The following is a 14,464-nucleotide window of genomic DNA, read 5'->3' on the forward strand; positions in this document are numbered from 1 at the left end:
TCCACCCCGAAGGGCTTCATCGTTCGACTTGCATGTGTTAAGCACGCCGCCAGCGTTCGTCCTGAGCCAGGATCAAACTCTCCATGAATGTTTACTCGGCCAGTAAATGAATACAGCCGGTGCACACACACGTTGAGCGGACACGTCATGTCGGAATATGACCGACGCGTCACAACGTCCTCGCTGTGTTTGTTGCCTGCCAGTGCCCGAAGGCCCGACAGGTCTTTTTCAAAGGAACCTCATCCACCGGAGTGGACGGGGTATCAACTTCTGGCGTTGATTTTTGGCACGCTGTTGAGTTCTCAAGGTACGGACGCTTCCTTCGTTCCTGTTTCCAGGCCCTCCGGGCGCTTCCTTCGTTTCCAACTCTACCAGATCATTTCCGCGCCGTTTCCGGCTTGGATTTGAATTCGGTGGCCGTTGGGGGCCTTTGCCTTTCGGCGCTCCACCACATTAGCGCTTATTCCCTGCAACTCATAATCGAGCTGTCGGATTCGAATTCGGGCACGCCGAAATCGACCCCGCCAGGGGCACGTCGTAGGTAGTGGGTTTGCCGCTCCCGCAGGTCTGCGATGGCAGTGCCTGTTCCAGCGGCTCGGGCTACGTTAGGCGGCTCCGAAGATCGAGTCAAGTTGTGCGGCGGCGCGGCGCATGGGCGCGGTACGGGCTGACGGTCGGGTCGCCGGTGATCCAGTAGCGGTACGGATGAGCCGCGCCGGCGCCGCCCACTCCCGTGCGCGGCCCGTTGCTCACCTGGTCGGGAGGGGTGGGGGTGCCGGCGAGGAGGGAGAGGGGGGAGTCGGGGCCCGCGCAGAGGTCGGTGCCGTCGAGGGAGCGGTCCACGTCCAGGGCCGTGGCCAGGCGGGCCGGGCCCTTGGCGAGTTCTCGCGGGTATCTGGCCGTAATACGACGTTTGGCAGCCAGGTCGGCGCCCAGCGTCACCTCCCCGGCGCGCAGCAGTACTCCGCTCGCGTGGCCCGGGGGGCCGCAGACGAGGTTGAGGCTGAACCACATGCCGTAGATGAAGTAGACGTACGCGTGTCCGGGCGGGCCGAACATCGACGCGTTGCGGGGGGTGCGGCCGCGGTAGGCGTGGGAGCCCGGGTCGGCCTCCCCCTCGTACGCCTCCACCTCCGTGATGCGCAGTTCCATCGTGCCGTCCGGGGTACGGCGGACGAGGGTCCGGCCGAGGAGGTCCGGGGCCACGGTGAGGACCGGGCGGTCGAAGAAGGACCGGGCCAGGGGCGTACGGTCGGGGCGCGCGCTCATCCGGCCGAGCGTAGCCGAGCGCGCGCCCCGGCAACCGGGGCCTAAGGTTCCGCAGTGATAGGGGGTGGGGCGGGCCGTCGGACCGGTCCGGCCGCCGCCCCCGCAGATCCGTATCGGTATTCCGTATCCGTATAGGGGAGATAGACATGGGGTTCAGGAAGCTGCTCGCGAGCCTGGGTGCCGGCGGTGCTTCGGTGGACACGATCATCACCGAGCCGAACGTGGTGCCGGGCGGGATCGTCCAGGGCGAGGTGCGGATCCAGGGCGGGGCCGTGGAGCAGCAGATCGAGGGGCTGTCGGTCGGGCTCCAGGCGCGGGTGGAGGTGGAGGGGGGCGACCAGGAGTACAAGCAGGACGTCGTCTTCACCAAGCAGCGCCTCGGCGGTGCCTTCAAGGTGCAGCCGAACGCCCTGCACGTGGTGCCGTTCGCGCTGGAGATCCCGGCGGAGACGCCGATCACCCACTTCGAGGGCCACCCGCTGCACGGGATGAACATCGGGGTGAGCACGGAGCTGGAGATCGCGCGCGCGGTGGACGCGGGCGACCTCGACCCGATCAACGTGCACCCGGTGCCGGCGCAGCAGGCGATCCTCGACGCGTTCCGGCAGCTGGGCTTCTCCTTCCGCAGTGCGGACATGGAGCGCGGCCACATCCGGGGGACGCGGCAGACGCTGCCCTTCTACCAGGAGATCGAGTTCCTGCCGCCGTCGCAGTACCGGGGGCTGAACCAGGTGGAGCTGACCTTCGTCTCGGACGGCCACGAGATGGACGTCGTGCTGGAGATGGACAAGAAGCCGGGGCTGTTCAGCGAGGGCAGCGACACCTACCGCTGCTTCCAGGTGGGTCTGCACTCCTACGAGGGGACCGACTGGGCGGCGTACCTGAACCAGTGGATCGCGTCGGTCGGTTCGCAGCGCAACTGGTTCTAGTCACTAGTCTCGGGCCCGTAGGACTTCTTCGATCAAGGAGTACAGCAGTGACCGAGCGGAACAGGGCTCCCCTCCCCCACGCCTTCCACCCCGAGGTGCCCGCCTTCACCGTGACCAGTGCCGATCTCGCCCCCGGGGCGGATCTGGGTGACGCGCAGGTCCTGTCGGGCGGGAACCTCTCCCCGCAGCTGCGCTGGGAGGGGTTCCCGGAGGGGACGAAGAGCTTCGCGGTGACCTGTTTCGACCCGGACGCCCCGACGGGCAGCGGGTTCTGGCACTGGGTGCTGTTCGATCTGCCGGCCTCGGTGACCGAGCTGCCGGCGGGTGCGGGCAGCGGGAAGTTCGAGGGGCTGCCGGCCGGTGCGGTGCAGGTGCGCAACGACTACGGGACGAAGGACTACGGCGGGGCGGCCCCGCCGGCCGGGGAGCGGCACCGGTACGTGTTCACCGTGTACGCGGTGGACCGGGAGCGGTTGGGGCCGGACGCGGACGCGTCGTGTGCCGCGGTCGGTTTCCACCTGCGGTTCCACACGCTCGGCCGTGCGCAGCTGATCGGCGAGTACGAGGCGCCGGCGGCCTGATCGTTCTCCCGGCGTTCGCCCGGTCCTGGTCTAAAAGAGGCCGGGGCCGGGCATTTTTATTGCGTTGTCCCGCGTGGCGCGCGCGGCCAGAGTGGTTGCGGGCCTTGCCGCCGGAGTGGTCGCGGGCCTGCACACGGGAGGTGGGCGAGATGCGGGACACGCTGGTACTGAACGCGAGCTTCGAGCCGCTGTCGACGGTTTCGCTGAACCGCGCCGTCGTTCTGGTGCTCCAGGACAAGGCCGTGGTGGAACAGTCCCACCCGGAACTGCGTGTGCGTGCAGCCGCCGTGGACCTTCCGATGCCCCGGGTGATCCGGCTGTGCAGGTACGTCCGGGTGCCGTTCCGAAGACATGCTCCCTGGTCGCGGCGGGGGGTGCTGGTCCGGGACCAGCACCGGTGCGCGTACTGCGGGAAGCGTGCGACGACCGTGGACCATGTGCTGCCGAGGGCTCAGGGGGGCGGGGACACCTGGCTGAACACGGTGGCGTCCTGTGCCGAGGACAACCACCGCAAGGCGGCGCGGACTCCGGAGGAGGCGGGGATGCCGCTGTTGCGAAAGCCCTTCGTGCCGTCGCCGGCGGACGCGATGCTGCTCGCGCTGGGGGTGGGAGGTCAGGAGGAGTTGCCTGCCTGGCTGGCGCGTTCCGCCTGAGTCCCACCCGTCCCGTCCGCCTCATCCGGCGTGTTCGTCCCGCCCGCCCCGTCCGTCGCCGTGTGCGGCGGGCGGGGCGGAGGTCTTTCCGCGGCGTATTTCCGCTACGTCGTTCAGCGGAGCAGCAGTTGGACGATGGCCACGATCCCGACGGTGACGATGACCCCGCGCAGGACGGTCGGGGGCAGTCGGCGGCCGACCTTGGCGCCGATCTGGCCGCCGATGGTGGAGCCGACGGCGATGAGGAGGACGGCCGTCCAGTCGAACTCGGCGACGAAGAGGAAGAAGACGGCGGCGATGCCGTTGACGAGGGCGGCCACCACGTTCTTGACGGCGTTGATCCGTTGCAGGTCCTCGTGGAGCAGCAGCCCCATCAGGCCGAGGTAGAGGACGCCCTGGGCGGCGCCGAAGTAGCCGCCGTAGGCGCTGGACAGGAGCATGCCGGCGAGCAGGGCCGGGCCGCCGTCGGGGTGTCCGGTGTCCCCTCCGGCGGCTTCCTGGCGGCGGCGCAGGGCCGCGGCGAGCTTCGGCTGGAGGACGACGAGGACGAGGGCCAGGCCGATGAGGACGGGCACGATCGTGTCGAAGGAGTCCGACGGCAGGGTGAGGAGCAGGATCGCGCCGGCGAGACCGCCGATGAGGGAGACGGCGCCGAGCCGCAGGATGCGGGAGCGCTGTCCCCGGAGTTCCTTGCGGTAGCCGATGGCCCCGCTGAGGGAGCCGGGCACCAGGCCGAGGGTGTTGGAGACGTTGGCGGTCACCGGGGGCAGGCCGGTGGCGAGCAGCACCGGGAAGGTGATGAGGGTGCCGGAGCCGACGATGGTGTTGATGGTGCCGGCGCCGATTCCGGCGGCGAGGACCGCGAGGGATTCCCAGATGGACATGGACATGGACGGAGCCATCCCCTTTGTGTGAGTGAGTCGCCTCCCCGCCATGAAGGTCGAGGGGCCTCACCGATCATGCACGAAGGGGAGGGCCGTCAGTCGATGGGGGGCTGTTCGCGGCGCTCGGGGCCGCTGCCCGCCTCGGGGGCTCCCTTGCCGGGGTTCTGCGGGTTGAAGCCCGTCGAACCGCCGCCGAGGGGGCCGAAGTTGCCCATGGCGCCCGAGAGGCCCTTGAGTGCGTCCCCGATCTCGCTGGGCACGATCCAGAGCTTGTTGGCGTCGCCTTCGGCGATCTTCGGGAGCATCTGGAGGTACTGGTAGGCGAGGAGCTTCTGGTCGGCGTCGCCGGCGTGGATGGACTCGAAGACCGTACGGATGGCCTGGGCCTCGCCCTCGGCCTTGAGGGCGGCGGCCTTGGCCTCACCCTCGGCGCGCAGGATGGAGGACTGCTTCTCACCCTCGGCGCGCAGGATCTCGGACTGCCGGACGCCCTCGGCCTGGAGGATCGCGGCGCGCTTGTCGCGGTCGGCGCGCATCTGCTTCTCCATCGAGTCCTGGATGGAGGTCGGCGGCTCGATGGCCTTGAGCTCGACGCGGTTGACGCGGATGCCCCACTTGCCGGTGGCCTCGTCGAGGACCCCGCGCAGCGCCGCGTTGATCTCCTCGCGGGAGGTGAGGGTCCGTTCCAGGTCCATGCCGCCGATGATGTTGCGCAGCGTGGTGACGGTGAGCTGCTCGATGGCCTGGATGTAGCTGGCCACTTCGTACGTCGCGGCGCGGGCGTCGGTCACCTGGTAGTAGATGACGGTGTCGATGTTGACGACCAGGTTGTCCTGGGTGATGACCGGCTGCGGCGGGAAGGGGACGACCTGTTCGCGGAGGTCGATCCGGTTGCGGATGGAGTCGATGAACGGGACGACGATGTTGAGGCCCGCGTTGAGGGTGCGCGTGTAGCGGCCGAACCGCTCGACGATGGCGGCGCTGGCCTGCGGGATCACCTGGATCGTCTTGACCAGGGCGATGAAGACCAGTACCACCAGGATGATCAGGACGATGATGATCGGTTGCATGCGGTTCCCCGTGCCCTTCCGGCTGTCTGTGCTGCCCCGTTGAGCGGAGTCTCGCAGACCCCGGGGCCGCGGGTGGGCTGCTTGCTCACATGACGACCGCGGTCGCTCCGTCGATGTCCACGACGTCGACGGACTGGCCGGGTTCGAAACTGCTGTGCGTGTCGAGGGTGCGGGCGGACCAGACCTCGCCGGCGAGCTTGATGCGGCCGCCGCTGCCGTCGACCCGTTCGAGTACGACGGCGGTTCTGCCCTTCAACGCCTCGATGCCGCTGCGGTGTTGGGGCCGCTGGTCGCGGTGCCGGTTGGCGATCGGCCGGACGACGGCGATCAGCGCGACCGACACGATGACGAAGACCAGGACCTGGGCCACCGCTCCGGCGCCGAGGGCCGCCGTGACGGAGGCGGCGACGGCGCCGACGGCGAACATGCCGAACTCCGGCATCGCGGTGAGGACGAGGGGAATGCCCAGTCCGACCGCGCCGATGAGCCACCACACCCATGCGTCGATGTCCACATGGTCATGGTAGGTCGGGTGGGCGCGGCCGGACAGGGCGCGGCGGCCGTCCGCCGGGGGTGCGCTAGCGCAGGGGCAGGCCCTGGGCGGTCCAGCGGTCGTGCTCGTTGCGCTCGACGATCAGCGGGAGGCCGAAGCACAGGGAGAGGTTGCGGGAGGTCAGCTCCAGTTCGATGGGGCCGGCGGTGACGACCTTGCCCTGCCGGATCATCAGGACGTGCGTGAAGCCGGGGGCGATCTCCTCGACGTGGTGGGTGACCATGACCATGGACGGGGCCATGGGGTCGCGGGCCAGCCGGCCGAGGCGGCGGACGAGGTCCTCGCGGCCGCCGAGGTCGAGGCCGGCGGCGGGCTCGTCGAGGAGGAGGAGCTCGGGGTCGGTCATCAGGGCGCGGGCGATCAGGGTGCGCTTGCGCTCGCCCTCGGAGAGGGTGCCGAACTTGCGGTCGAGGTAGTCGGACATGCCGAGGCGGTCCAGGAAGGCGCGGGCGCGCTGCTCGTCGACCTCCTCGTACTCCTCCTGCCAGGTCGCGGTCATGCCGTAGGCGGCGGTGAGCACGGTCTGCAGGACGGTCTGCCGCTTGGGGAGCTTGTCGGCGAGCGCGATGCCGGCGACGCCGATGCGCGGGCGCAGCTCGAAGACGTCGCTGCCGGGCTTGCCCAGGGTGCTGCCGAGGATGGTGGCGGAGCCCTTGGTGGGGAAGAGGTAGCTGGAGGCGAGGTTCAGCAGCGTGGTCTTGCCGGCGCCGTTGGGGCCGAGGATGACCCAGCGCTCCCCCTCCTTGACCGACCAGGAGACCTGGTCCACCAGAGCCCGGCCCTCGCGGACCACGGATACGTCCACCAGCTCCAGAACATCGCTCATGAGCGTGTTGTCACCCCTTGCAGTCACGGTTCTCTGTGCCCGCCTGTAGGCGCGGCCCCAGGGGAAAACCTACGCCACTCGGGAAGGGGTCCGGGCGCCAGGCCGGGTGAGGGGCCGGATCCGTAGAGTGGGGGGATGCTTTTCGAACCACGTTCAGGGCGGCTGGCCGCCTGGGGGAACGCGCTGCTGGCCGGTCTCGTCTCGCCCGACGAGGCCGCGTCGTCGATCGTGGGCGAGGACGCCTCCCACCGGGTGGAGGGTCTGCCGGGCGAGCCGGGTCCGGTGGGGCTCACCCTGGCGCTGGGGCGGCTGCGGGCGCTGGGGGTGACCGGGCTGCGGGTGGCGCTGCCGGTGCCGGGGCATCCGCTGGGGCTGAGCGGGCCGCCGGAGTTCAACGCGCGTGCGCTGGAGGCCGAGGAGGCCGTGGTGTGCGCGGGGGCCGCGCTGGGGCTGGTGCCGGAGGTCGCGGAGGCGGGTCCGGCGGGTGACGTGCACGTCTCGGTGGTGTGGCGGTGCCTGCCGGTGCGGGAGGCCCCGCCGGCGGACGTGCCCTCGCTGGGCGAGGCGGAGCGGGAGCTGGCGGAGGCGCTGCGCGAGGCGACGGTGGTGCTGACGCGGCTGGACGTGGCGGCGTCGGGGCCGGCGGCCGAGGCGGCGCTGTCGGCGTACCGGGCGCGGGCGGAGGCGGGCCGGGAGGTGCTGGCGCCGGGGTATCCGGCGCGGGCGGTGCGGGTGCTGGCGCTGGCGCAGCGGGTGGACCTGCTGGTGTCGCTGGCGTACGAGCGGGGGCACGGGGGCGCGGTGGCGGCCTCGGAGATGGCGGCGCGGGCGGAGGCGCTGCGGCCGGTGGAGCGGGTCGCCCGACGGGCCCTGGTGGCCGCGTACAACGCCGCGGTGGAGGGTTAGGGCCTCTCTTTCGGGTGTGGCGGCGCGGGAGCGGCCCCGCTTCCCGGGGAGAGGGGGGAAGGCGGGGCCGCGGGTCCGGGGGTGGGGTCAGTTGTTGACGCCCGTGTTGCCCCAGGCGCCGTTGAGCAGGCCGATGACGTTGGCGGTGTTGCCGACCACGTTCACGGGGATGTGCACGGGGACCTGGACCAGGTTCCCGGAGACCACGCCGGGCGAGCCCACGGCCTCGCCCTCCGCGGACGCACCGCCGTGCGCCGAGGAGACACCCGCGCCGGCGGCGATGAGGCCGCCCGCGATCATGGTGACGGCTGCGGCCTTCTTGTAGTTCTTCACTTCTCGTCCTCCAGTACGTCTGCCGCGACCAGCCGCCGCGGCACGCCATGGAGAACGCTCCCCCGCCCGGCGGGATGCGCCATGTGGGCTACATACACCCGACCGTATGAATCTCAGCTCAGCCCATTACCGCGTGATCCCGTGCCTGACCGCCCACAGCGCGGCCTGGGTGCGGTCGGAGAGGTCCAGTTTCATCAGGATGTTCGAGACGTGCGTCTTGACGGTCTTCTCCGACAGGACCAGGGCGCGGGCGATCTCCCGGTTGGAGCGGCCGTCGGCGATCAGGCCGAGGACCTCGCGTTCGCGGTCGGTCAGGGCGCCGGGGCGGCCGGCGGGGGCGCCCTGGTCGTCCTGGGCGGCCAGCAGGGCTTCGGCGACCTCCGGCTGGAGGAGGACGTGTCCGGCGTGGACGGAGCGGATGGCGGCGGCCAGGGCGTCGGGGTCGATGTCCTTGTAGAGGTATCCGGCGGCGCCGGCCCGCAGGGCGGGGACCACGGTCCGCTGTTCGGTGAAGCTGGTGACGACGAGGGCCCGCGCGGGGTTCCCGAGGTCCCGCAGCCGGCGCAGGGCCTCGATGCCGTCGGTGCCGGGCATGGTGACGTCCATCAGGATGACGTCGGGCCGCAGCTCCTCGGCGCGGTCGGTGCCCTCGGCCCCGTCGGCGGCCTCGCCGACGACCTCGATGTCCTCCTGTACCTCCAGGAAGGTGCGCAGACCGCGCCGGACGACCTGGTGGTCGTCGACGAGCAGTACGCGGATGCGGCCGGGGGTGTCAGCCACCGGGGACCTCCATCTCGATCGTGGTGCCCGCGCCGGGTTCGGAGCGGACCTCCAGTCGGCCTCCGGCGCCGGCGGCGCGGTCCCGCATGGAGACCAGTCCCAGGTGGCGGCCGGCCTTGCGGACGGTGGGCGGGGAGAAGCCCCGGCCCGAGTCGCTGACCCGCAGGACGGCCCCGCCGCCGGCGACGCGGGCGAGGGTGACCTCGACGCGGTCGGCTCCGGAGTGGCGCAGGGCGTTGTGGAGGGCCTCCTGGGCGACGCGCAGCAGGGCCTCCTCCTGGGCGGCGGGCAGGGCCCGTACGCCGTCGCAGGTGAAGGTGACGCGGGCGGCGTGGGCGCGGTCGAGGACGCGGACGTGGTTGCGCAGGGTCGCGACGAGGCCGTCCTCGTCGAGGGCGGCGGGGCGCAGCTCGGTCACGGCGGCGCGCAGTTCGTCGGCGGCCTCGGCGGCGAGGGCGGCGACCTGCTGGAGCTCGCCCTTGGCGCGGGCCGGGTCGCGGTCGACGAGGGCGGCGGCGGCCTGGGCGGTCAGGCGCAGGGAGAACAGCTTCTGGCTGACGGCGTCGTGCAGCTCGTGGGCGAGGCGGGAGCGCTCCTCGGCGATGGTGAGTTCGCGGCTGCGCTCGTAGAGGCGTGCGTTGGTGAGGGCGATGGCGGCGTGCTGGGCGAGGAGGGAGAGGAGTTCCTCGTCCTCGTCGGTGAAGCCGTGGGCGCCGCCGTGATCCGTGCCGGGGGCTTTCCTCTTGTTGGCGAGGAAGAGGGCGCCGAGGACCTCGTCGCCGTCGCGGACGGGCAGGCCGAGGAAGTCGGACATGTCGGGGTGGGCGGCGGGCCAGCCCTCGAAGCGCGGGTCCTGCCGTACGTCGGCCAGCCGCTGGGGGCCGTCCTGGTGGAGCATCGCGGCGAGGATGCCGTGCTGGCGGGGCAGGGGGCCGATGCGGCGCCACTGGTCCTCGGTGATGCCGTCGACGACGAACTGGGCGAAGCCCCCGTGGTCGTCGGGTACGCCGAGGGCCGCGTACTCGGCGCCGAGCAGTTCGCGGGCCGAGACGACGATGGTGCGCAGGACGTCGCGGACCTCCAGCCTGCGGCTCATGGCGAGCAGGGCGGTACTGACGGCCGCCAGCCCGGTGCAGGGTCCGTTGTCCATGGGGTCACCGTACCGGCGGCCCTGACCTGCGGGATCGGGCGCCGGTCGTAGGTCTTCGGGCCCGGTGGCGTACGGCTCGGGGAGGGGGTGGGGGGCGGTGCTTCTGCCCCGGGGAGGAGGCCGGGGCGCTTCCGGGTCCTCCTTGAGGCGGAGAACGGTCACCCACCGCATTGCTGTTGCAACCCTTGGTGAGACTGTTACAGGTCCGATGTGAGCCCGGGCATAGGACGCACATCACTTACGAAGCCGCGTAGTGGACACGTAAAGGCGTTGTCAGTGCTGTTCCGGCCGGTCTCCGGGACCAAAGTCCCGAGGCCCCGCCGCCCCCTGATCCACTAACCGGGATCGTATGTCACACCTTTGCCACAGGATTTTGCCGCCGCTAAGAATGGCTCCCGTCGCAAGGCGCCGAGGGATCCCGGATCCTCCCGGCGCCTTCCTGCGGCCCCCGCTATCCGAAGAGGTTGCCCCGCATGTCTGCTTCCAGCACTCCCGGTCACAGTCGTCTGACGAAGGCGTACAAGCTGTCGATCGCCGGTGTCGCCACCCTCGGTGCCGCCGCGCTCGCCTTCTCCGTCGTCCCGGCCGAAACCGGCACGCAGAAGGACGAGACCGTGGCCGCCGCCCCCGTGGCGTGGACCCAGGCGATCCAGCAGAACCTCGGCGCCCAGCACGCCGTAGCGGACCAGAAGGCCAAGGACGCGGCGAAGGCCCAGGCCGAGGCGCAGGCGAAGAAGGACCGCGAGGCCGAGGCGGCCAGCCGCTCCGCCGCCCGCACCCCGGTCTTCGCGAACAACCTGGACGGCTGGATCAAGGAAGCCCTCTTCATCATGAAGCGCGAGGGCATCCCCGGCACCTACGCCGGCATCCACCGCAACATCATGCGCGAGTCCAGCGGCAACCCCCGCGCGATCAACCTGTGGGACATCAACGCGCAGAACGGCATCCCCTCGAAGGGCCTGCTCCAGGTCATCCAGCCGACCTTCAACGCGTACCACGTCAAGGGCACCAAGTTCGACCTGTACGACCCGGTCGCGAACATCGTCGCCGCGTGCAACTACGCCGCCGACCGCTACGGCTCGATGGACAACGTCAACAGCGCCTACTAGGCCCCACGCCTCAGCGGGCGCCCGCAGGACCCCCATGCGCCTCAGGGCGGCCCCCGGAGTGATCCGGGTGCCGCCCTGAGGCGTTTCGCGTGTCTGGCCGCGGGCCGCTACCGCTACTTGCGCATGACCTCGGGCTCGTGGCGACGCAGCAGGCGCGCCACGACGAAGCCGCAGATCACGGCCTGCAGCAGCAGGACGAAGACGTCCACGAACCACTGGCCGGTGGTGTGGTCCCACAGCGGGTCGGTGTTGGTGGGGTTCTGCGGGTCCCACGGAGCCATGAGCTTGCCCAGGTTCAGGGTGGTGCCGGCGGCGCCGACGGCCCAGCGGGAGGGCATCAGGTAGGCGAACTGCTCCAGGCCGACCTTGTCGTACAGCTGGAACAGGATGCCGGTGAAGACGACCTGGACGATCGCGAACATCACGAGCAGCGGCATGGTCTTCTCGGCGGTCTTCACCAGCGAGGAGATCACCAGGCCGAACATCATCGCGGTGATGCCGAGCGCGGTGACCGAGACGCAGAGCTCGACGGCCGGGTTCATGAACAGGCCCTCGGCCGGCAGCTTGCGCGGGGTGAAGGCGATGGCGCAGATGATCGCGCCCTGGATGACCGTGATCACACTGAGGACGATCACCTTCGACATCAGGTACGCCGACCGGGACAGGCCGGTCGCGCGCTCCCGCTCGTAGATGACGCGTTCCTTGATCAGCTCACGGACCGAGTTGGCCGCGCCCGAGAAGCACATGCCGACCGCGAGGATCAGGGTGATGGTGCCGGCGTCGCCGTTGAAGCGGGACGGCGGGGTCGGCGGGGCCAGGCCGAACTTCGCGGGGATCACCGTGGACACGACGCCCAGGACCGCCGGCAGCAGCACCATCAGGGCGAGGAAGCCCTTGTCGGAGGCGATCACCGAGACGTAGCGGCGGATCAGCGTCCACAGCTGCGATCCCCAGGCCTGCGGCTTGGGCGGGATCATCTGCGCCTGCGGCATCGCGACCTGCTGCGGGGCGACCGCATCGAGGTCGGCGGCGTACAGCTGGTAGTGCAGCGAGCCCCTCCAGCGGCCGGCCCAGTCGTAGTCGCGGTAGTTCTCGAAGGAGGAGAACACGTCGGCCCAGGTGGTGTAGCCGAAGAAGTTCAGCGCCTCGTCCGGCGGCCCGAAGTAGGCGACGGACCCGCCCGGGGCCATGACCAGCAGCTTGTCGCAGAGGGCGAGCTCGGCGACGGAGTGCGTGACGACGAGGACCGTGCGGCCGTCGTTGGCGAGCTTGCGCAGCAGCTGCATGACGTCGCGGTCCATGCCCGGGTCGAGGCCGGAGGTCGGCTCGTCCAGGAAGATCAGCGAGGGCTTGGTGAGCAGCTCCAGGGCCACGGACACGCGCTTGCGCTGACCACCCGAGAGCGAGGTGATCTTCTTGTCCTTGTGGATGTCGAGCTTGAGCTCTTGCAGCACCTCGTCGATGCGGGCGTCGCGCTCGGCCTCGGCGGTGTCGCCGGGGAAGCGGAGCTTGGCCGCGTACTTCAGGGCGGTCGAGACCTTCAGCTCCTTGTGCAGGATGTCGTCCTGCGGGACCAGGCCGATGCGCTGGCGGAGCTCCGCGAACTGCTTGTACAGGTTGCGGTTGTCGTAGAGGACCTCGCCCTGGTCGGCGGGCCGGTAGCCGGTCAGCGCCTTCAGGAGCGTGGACTTGCCGGAGCCGGAGGGGCCGATGACGCCGATCAGCGACTTCTCCGGGACGCCGAAGGTGACGTCCTTGAGGATCTGCTTGCCGCCGTCGACGGTGACCGTCAGATGGCGAGCCGAGAAGGAGACGGCACCGGTGTCGACGAACTCCTCGAGGCGGTCGCCGACGATCCGGAAGGTCGAGTGGCCGACGCCGACGATGTCGGTGGGGCCGAGCAGCGCGCTGCCGGACTTGGGCAGGGGCTGGCCGTTGACGTAGGTGCCGTTGTGGCTGCCGAGGTCGTGGATCTCGAAGCGGCCGCCCGTGGAGCGGAACTCGGCGTGGTGGCGCGAGACCTGGAGGTCGGAGACGACGAGCTCGTTCTCCAGGGCACGGCCGATGCGCATGACGCGGCCGACGGCGATCTGGTGGAACGTCGTCGGGCTGCGGTGGTCGCCGCCGCTGTAGCCGGGCGCCGCGGACTGCTGCGGCACGCCGCCCTGCTGCTGCGGCACGAACGGCTGCTGCGGCTGGTGCTGCGGCTGCTGCGGCTGCTGCTGCTGGGGGGCCTGGTACTGCGGCTGCTGCTGGTGCTGCGGCGGCTGCTGCTGGTGGTGGGCCTGGTGCTGCTGGTCCCAGGCGGGCTGCTGCGGCTGGTGGGCCGGCGGCTGGAACGCCGGGGCCTGGCCCTGCGCGGGCGGGGCCTGGAAGGCCGGCTGCTGCTGAGCCGCCATGCCGGCGCTCGGATTCAGCCGCGGGCCGTCCGTCGCGTTGCCCAGGTGGACCGGCGTACCGGGCACGAGCTCCGTCTGCTGGACCCGCGCACCGTGCACGTAGGTGCCGTTGGTGCTGCCGTGGTCCTCGATGGCCCAAACCCGGCCGTTCCAGCTGATGGTGGCGTGCCGCCAGGACACGCGGGCGTCATCGATCACCACGTCTCCCTGGGGATCGCGCCCCAGCGAGTACGACCTGGACGGATCGAGCGTCCAGGTCCTTCCGTTCAATTCCAGTACGAGTTCCGGCACTCCAGCCCCACTTAAGGTCCCCCGAGAATCCCCCTGGCGTCCAGGGAGAACGACGTCAGGGAGTCTAGGGATGGCGAACATCCGGGGGAACTATTTCAGGCCTGCGGCCACATGTGGAATCCGGGCCTTCCGCAGGCGCCTACGTCCGCCCGTTGACGGGGTCGAAAGCCACCCGGAGAGTGCGATACGGGACTTCTCGCCCCGCTCGGCTCGGTTTCGGGGGTCGCCGCATGCGCCGCGTCCGCTGGGGAGAGGTCCTGCTGTCCGCGCTCGCCGCCGTGGGGTGCGCGGTGGCCGCCATGGCGGGGGTGGCCGCGCTGGGGCTGCACCTGCTGGACGCCGACGTGCAGGGCGGCCGGCTCGGGGCGGATGACCGGGGCCGCGGTGGCGGAGGCGGTGGGGCCGGCCGGGCGGGGCGGGCGTCCGGGCGGGTCGGGCCGCTGGTGCCGGCGCTGTCCCGGGGGGGGAGCCGGTGACGGCGGGGCGGCTCGCGGAGTACGACGGGCGGGCGTGGCTGCTGGTCGTGGGGGCGGGGGTGCTGCTGCTGTACGCCGGGGTGCGGGCGACCGTACGGAGTCCGGGGCGCGGGGTCGGCGCCGGGGGCGCGGTGGCCCGGCCGGGCCCTGTTCCCCGCCCGGCCCCGGGCCCTCGGGGGCGCGGCCGTGGTGGCCGGAGCCGGAGGGTGGGCGGGACGGACGGGCAGGGCGCGGAGGGCGGACGGGTCCTGGGAC

Annotated in this window: 15 protein-coding genes and 1 rRNA gene; 6 read left to right on the top strand and 10 right to left on the bottom strand. The window is 71.0% G+C overall.

Translation table 11 applies throughout. The annotated features are described in order from the left end of the window. Together ABT403_RS10655 and ABT403_RS10660 are read right to left on the bottom strand one after the other, a co-directional pair. Positions 1 to 88, bottom strand: a 16S ribosomal RNA gene (locus ABT403_RS10655); the annotation flags it as partial. A 539-nt stretch (positions 89 to 627) separates the two neighbouring features. Further along, positions 628 to 1,269 (bottom strand): DNA-3-methyladenine glycosylase, encoded by a 642-nt coding sequence (locus ABT403_RS10660; RefSeq protein ID WP_344154792.1) that lies wholly within the window; start codon positions 1,267 to 1,269, stop codon positions 628 to 630. Positions 1,270 to 1,415: 146 nt separating this feature from the next. Here ABT403_RS10660 and ABT403_RS10665 point away from each other — a divergent pair, with 146 nt between their 5' ends. The 3 genes from ABT403_RS10665 to ABT403_RS10675 all read left to right on the top strand — a co-directional run bounded on the left by ABT403_RS10665 (position 1,416) and on the right by ABT403_RS10675 (position 3,432). Continuing rightward, entirely contained in the window at positions 1,416 to 2,198 is a 783-nt protein-coding gene (locus ABT403_RS10665) for a sporulation protein (protein ID WP_344154789.1), read from the top strand. Between the two features lie 47 nt (positions 2,199 to 2,245). Then, positions 2,246 to 2,779 carry a YbhB/YbcL family Raf kinase inhibitor-like protein gene (locus tag ABT403_RS10670; RefSeq protein WP_344154786.1) on the top strand — a complete coding sequence of 178 codons (534 nt, stop codon included), beginning with the start codon at positions 2,246 to 2,248 and terminating at the stop codon, positions 2,777 to 2,779. Positions 2,780 to 2,928: 149 nt separating this feature from the next. Continuing rightward, positions 2,929 to 3,432 (top strand): HNH endonuclease, encoded by a 504-nt coding sequence (locus tag ABT403_RS10675; RefSeq protein WP_344154783.1) that lies wholly within the window; start codon positions 2,929 to 2,931, stop codon positions 3,430 to 3,432. A gap of 113 nt (positions 3,433 to 3,545) precedes the next feature. Here the strand turns inward: ABT403_RS10675 and ABT403_RS10680 are convergent, their stop codons facing one another. The 4 genes from ABT403_RS10680 to ABT403_RS10695 all read right to left on the bottom strand — a co-directional run bounded on the left by ABT403_RS10680 (position 3,546) and on the right by ABT403_RS10695 (position 6,765). After that, entirely contained in the window at positions 3,546 to 4,316 is a 771-nt protein-coding gene (locus ABT403_RS10680; RefSeq protein WP_344154915.1) for a sulfite exporter TauE/SafE family protein, read from the bottom strand. A 95-nt stretch (positions 4,317 to 4,411) separates the two neighbouring features. Continuing rightward, a complete protein-coding gene (locus ABT403_RS10685) occupies positions 4,412 to 5,386 on the bottom strand; it encodes an SPFH domain-containing protein (RefSeq protein WP_344154780.1) in 975 nt (324 codons plus the stop codon). 85 nt (positions 5,387 to 5,471) lie between these two features. Then, positions 5,472 to 5,900 carry an NfeD family protein gene (locus ABT403_RS10690; protein WP_344154777.1) on the bottom strand — a complete coding sequence of 143 codons (429 nt, stop codon included), beginning with the start codon at positions 5,898 to 5,900 and terminating at the stop codon, positions 5,472 to 5,474. 64 nt (positions 5,901 to 5,964) lie between these two features. Then, positions 5,965 to 6,765: an ABC transporter ATP-binding protein gene (locus ABT403_RS10695; protein ID WP_344154774.1), complete on the bottom strand. Its 801-nt coding sequence runs from the start codon at positions 6,763 to 6,765 to the stop codon at positions 5,965 to 5,967. Between the two features lie 135 nt (positions 6,766 to 6,900). Between ABT403_RS10695 and ABT403_RS10700 the strand changes: the two genes are divergently transcribed. Further along, positions 6,901 to 7,671, top strand: coding sequence for an Rv1486c family protein (locus ABT403_RS10700; RefSeq protein ID WP_344154771.1), 771 nt, complete (start codon positions 6,901 to 6,903; stop codon positions 7,669 to 7,671). A gap of 87 nt (positions 7,672 to 7,758) precedes the next feature. Here the strand turns inward: ABT403_RS10700 and ABT403_RS10705 are convergent, their stop codons facing one another. The 3 genes from ABT403_RS10705 to ABT403_RS10715 form a co-directional block, all read right to left on the bottom strand. Further along, positions 7,759 to 8,004, bottom strand: coding sequence for a chaplin (locus ABT403_RS10705; protein WP_344154768.1), 246 nt, complete (start codon positions 8,002 to 8,004; stop codon positions 7,759 to 7,761). A gap of 126 nt (positions 8,005 to 8,130) precedes the next feature. After that, positions 8,131 to 8,784, bottom strand: coding sequence for a response regulator (locus tag ABT403_RS10710; RefSeq protein ID WP_344154765.1), 654 nt, complete (start codon positions 8,782 to 8,784; stop codon positions 8,131 to 8,133). Further along, complete coding sequence (locus tag ABT403_RS10715; protein WP_344154762.1) at positions 8,777 to 9,934, bottom strand: GAF domain-containing sensor histidine kinase; 1,158 nt, start codon at positions 9,932 to 9,934, stop codon at positions 8,777 to 8,779. The genes ABT403_RS10710 and ABT403_RS10715 overlap by 8 nt, the downstream gene beginning before the upstream one ends. A 473-nt stretch (positions 9,935 to 10,407) precedes the next feature. On the opposite strand from ABT403_RS10715, the gene ABT403_RS10720 reads away from it, so the two are divergent. Next, positions 10,408 to 11,043: a transglycosylase SLT domain-containing protein gene (locus tag ABT403_RS10720; protein ID WP_344154759.1), complete on the top strand. Its 636-nt coding sequence runs from the start codon at positions 10,408 to 10,410 to the stop codon at positions 11,041 to 11,043. A 113-nt stretch (positions 11,044 to 11,156) separates the two neighbouring features. Here the strand turns inward: ABT403_RS10720 and ABT403_RS10725 are convergent, their stop codons facing one another. After that, complete coding sequence (locus ABT403_RS10725) at positions 11,157 to 13,733, bottom strand: ABC transporter ATP-binding protein/permease (RefSeq protein WP_344154756.1); 2,577 nt, start codon at positions 13,731 to 13,733, stop codon at positions 11,157 to 11,159. 230 nt (positions 13,734 to 13,963) lie between these two features. Between ABT403_RS10725 and ABT403_RS10730 the strand changes: the two genes are divergently transcribed. Next, positions 13,964 to 14,209, top strand: coding sequence for a hypothetical protein (locus tag ABT403_RS10730; protein ID WP_344154753.1), 246 nt, complete (start codon positions 13,964 to 13,966; stop codon positions 14,207 to 14,209). The last annotated feature ends 255 nt before the right edge of the window (positions 14,210 to 14,464 follow it).

Source organism: Streptomyces sp. NPDC000075, assembly GCF_040301925.1.
Taxonomy (GTDB): domain Bacteria; phylum Actinomycetota; class Actinomycetes; order Streptomycetales; family Streptomycetaceae; genus Streptomyces; species Streptomyces polychromogenes.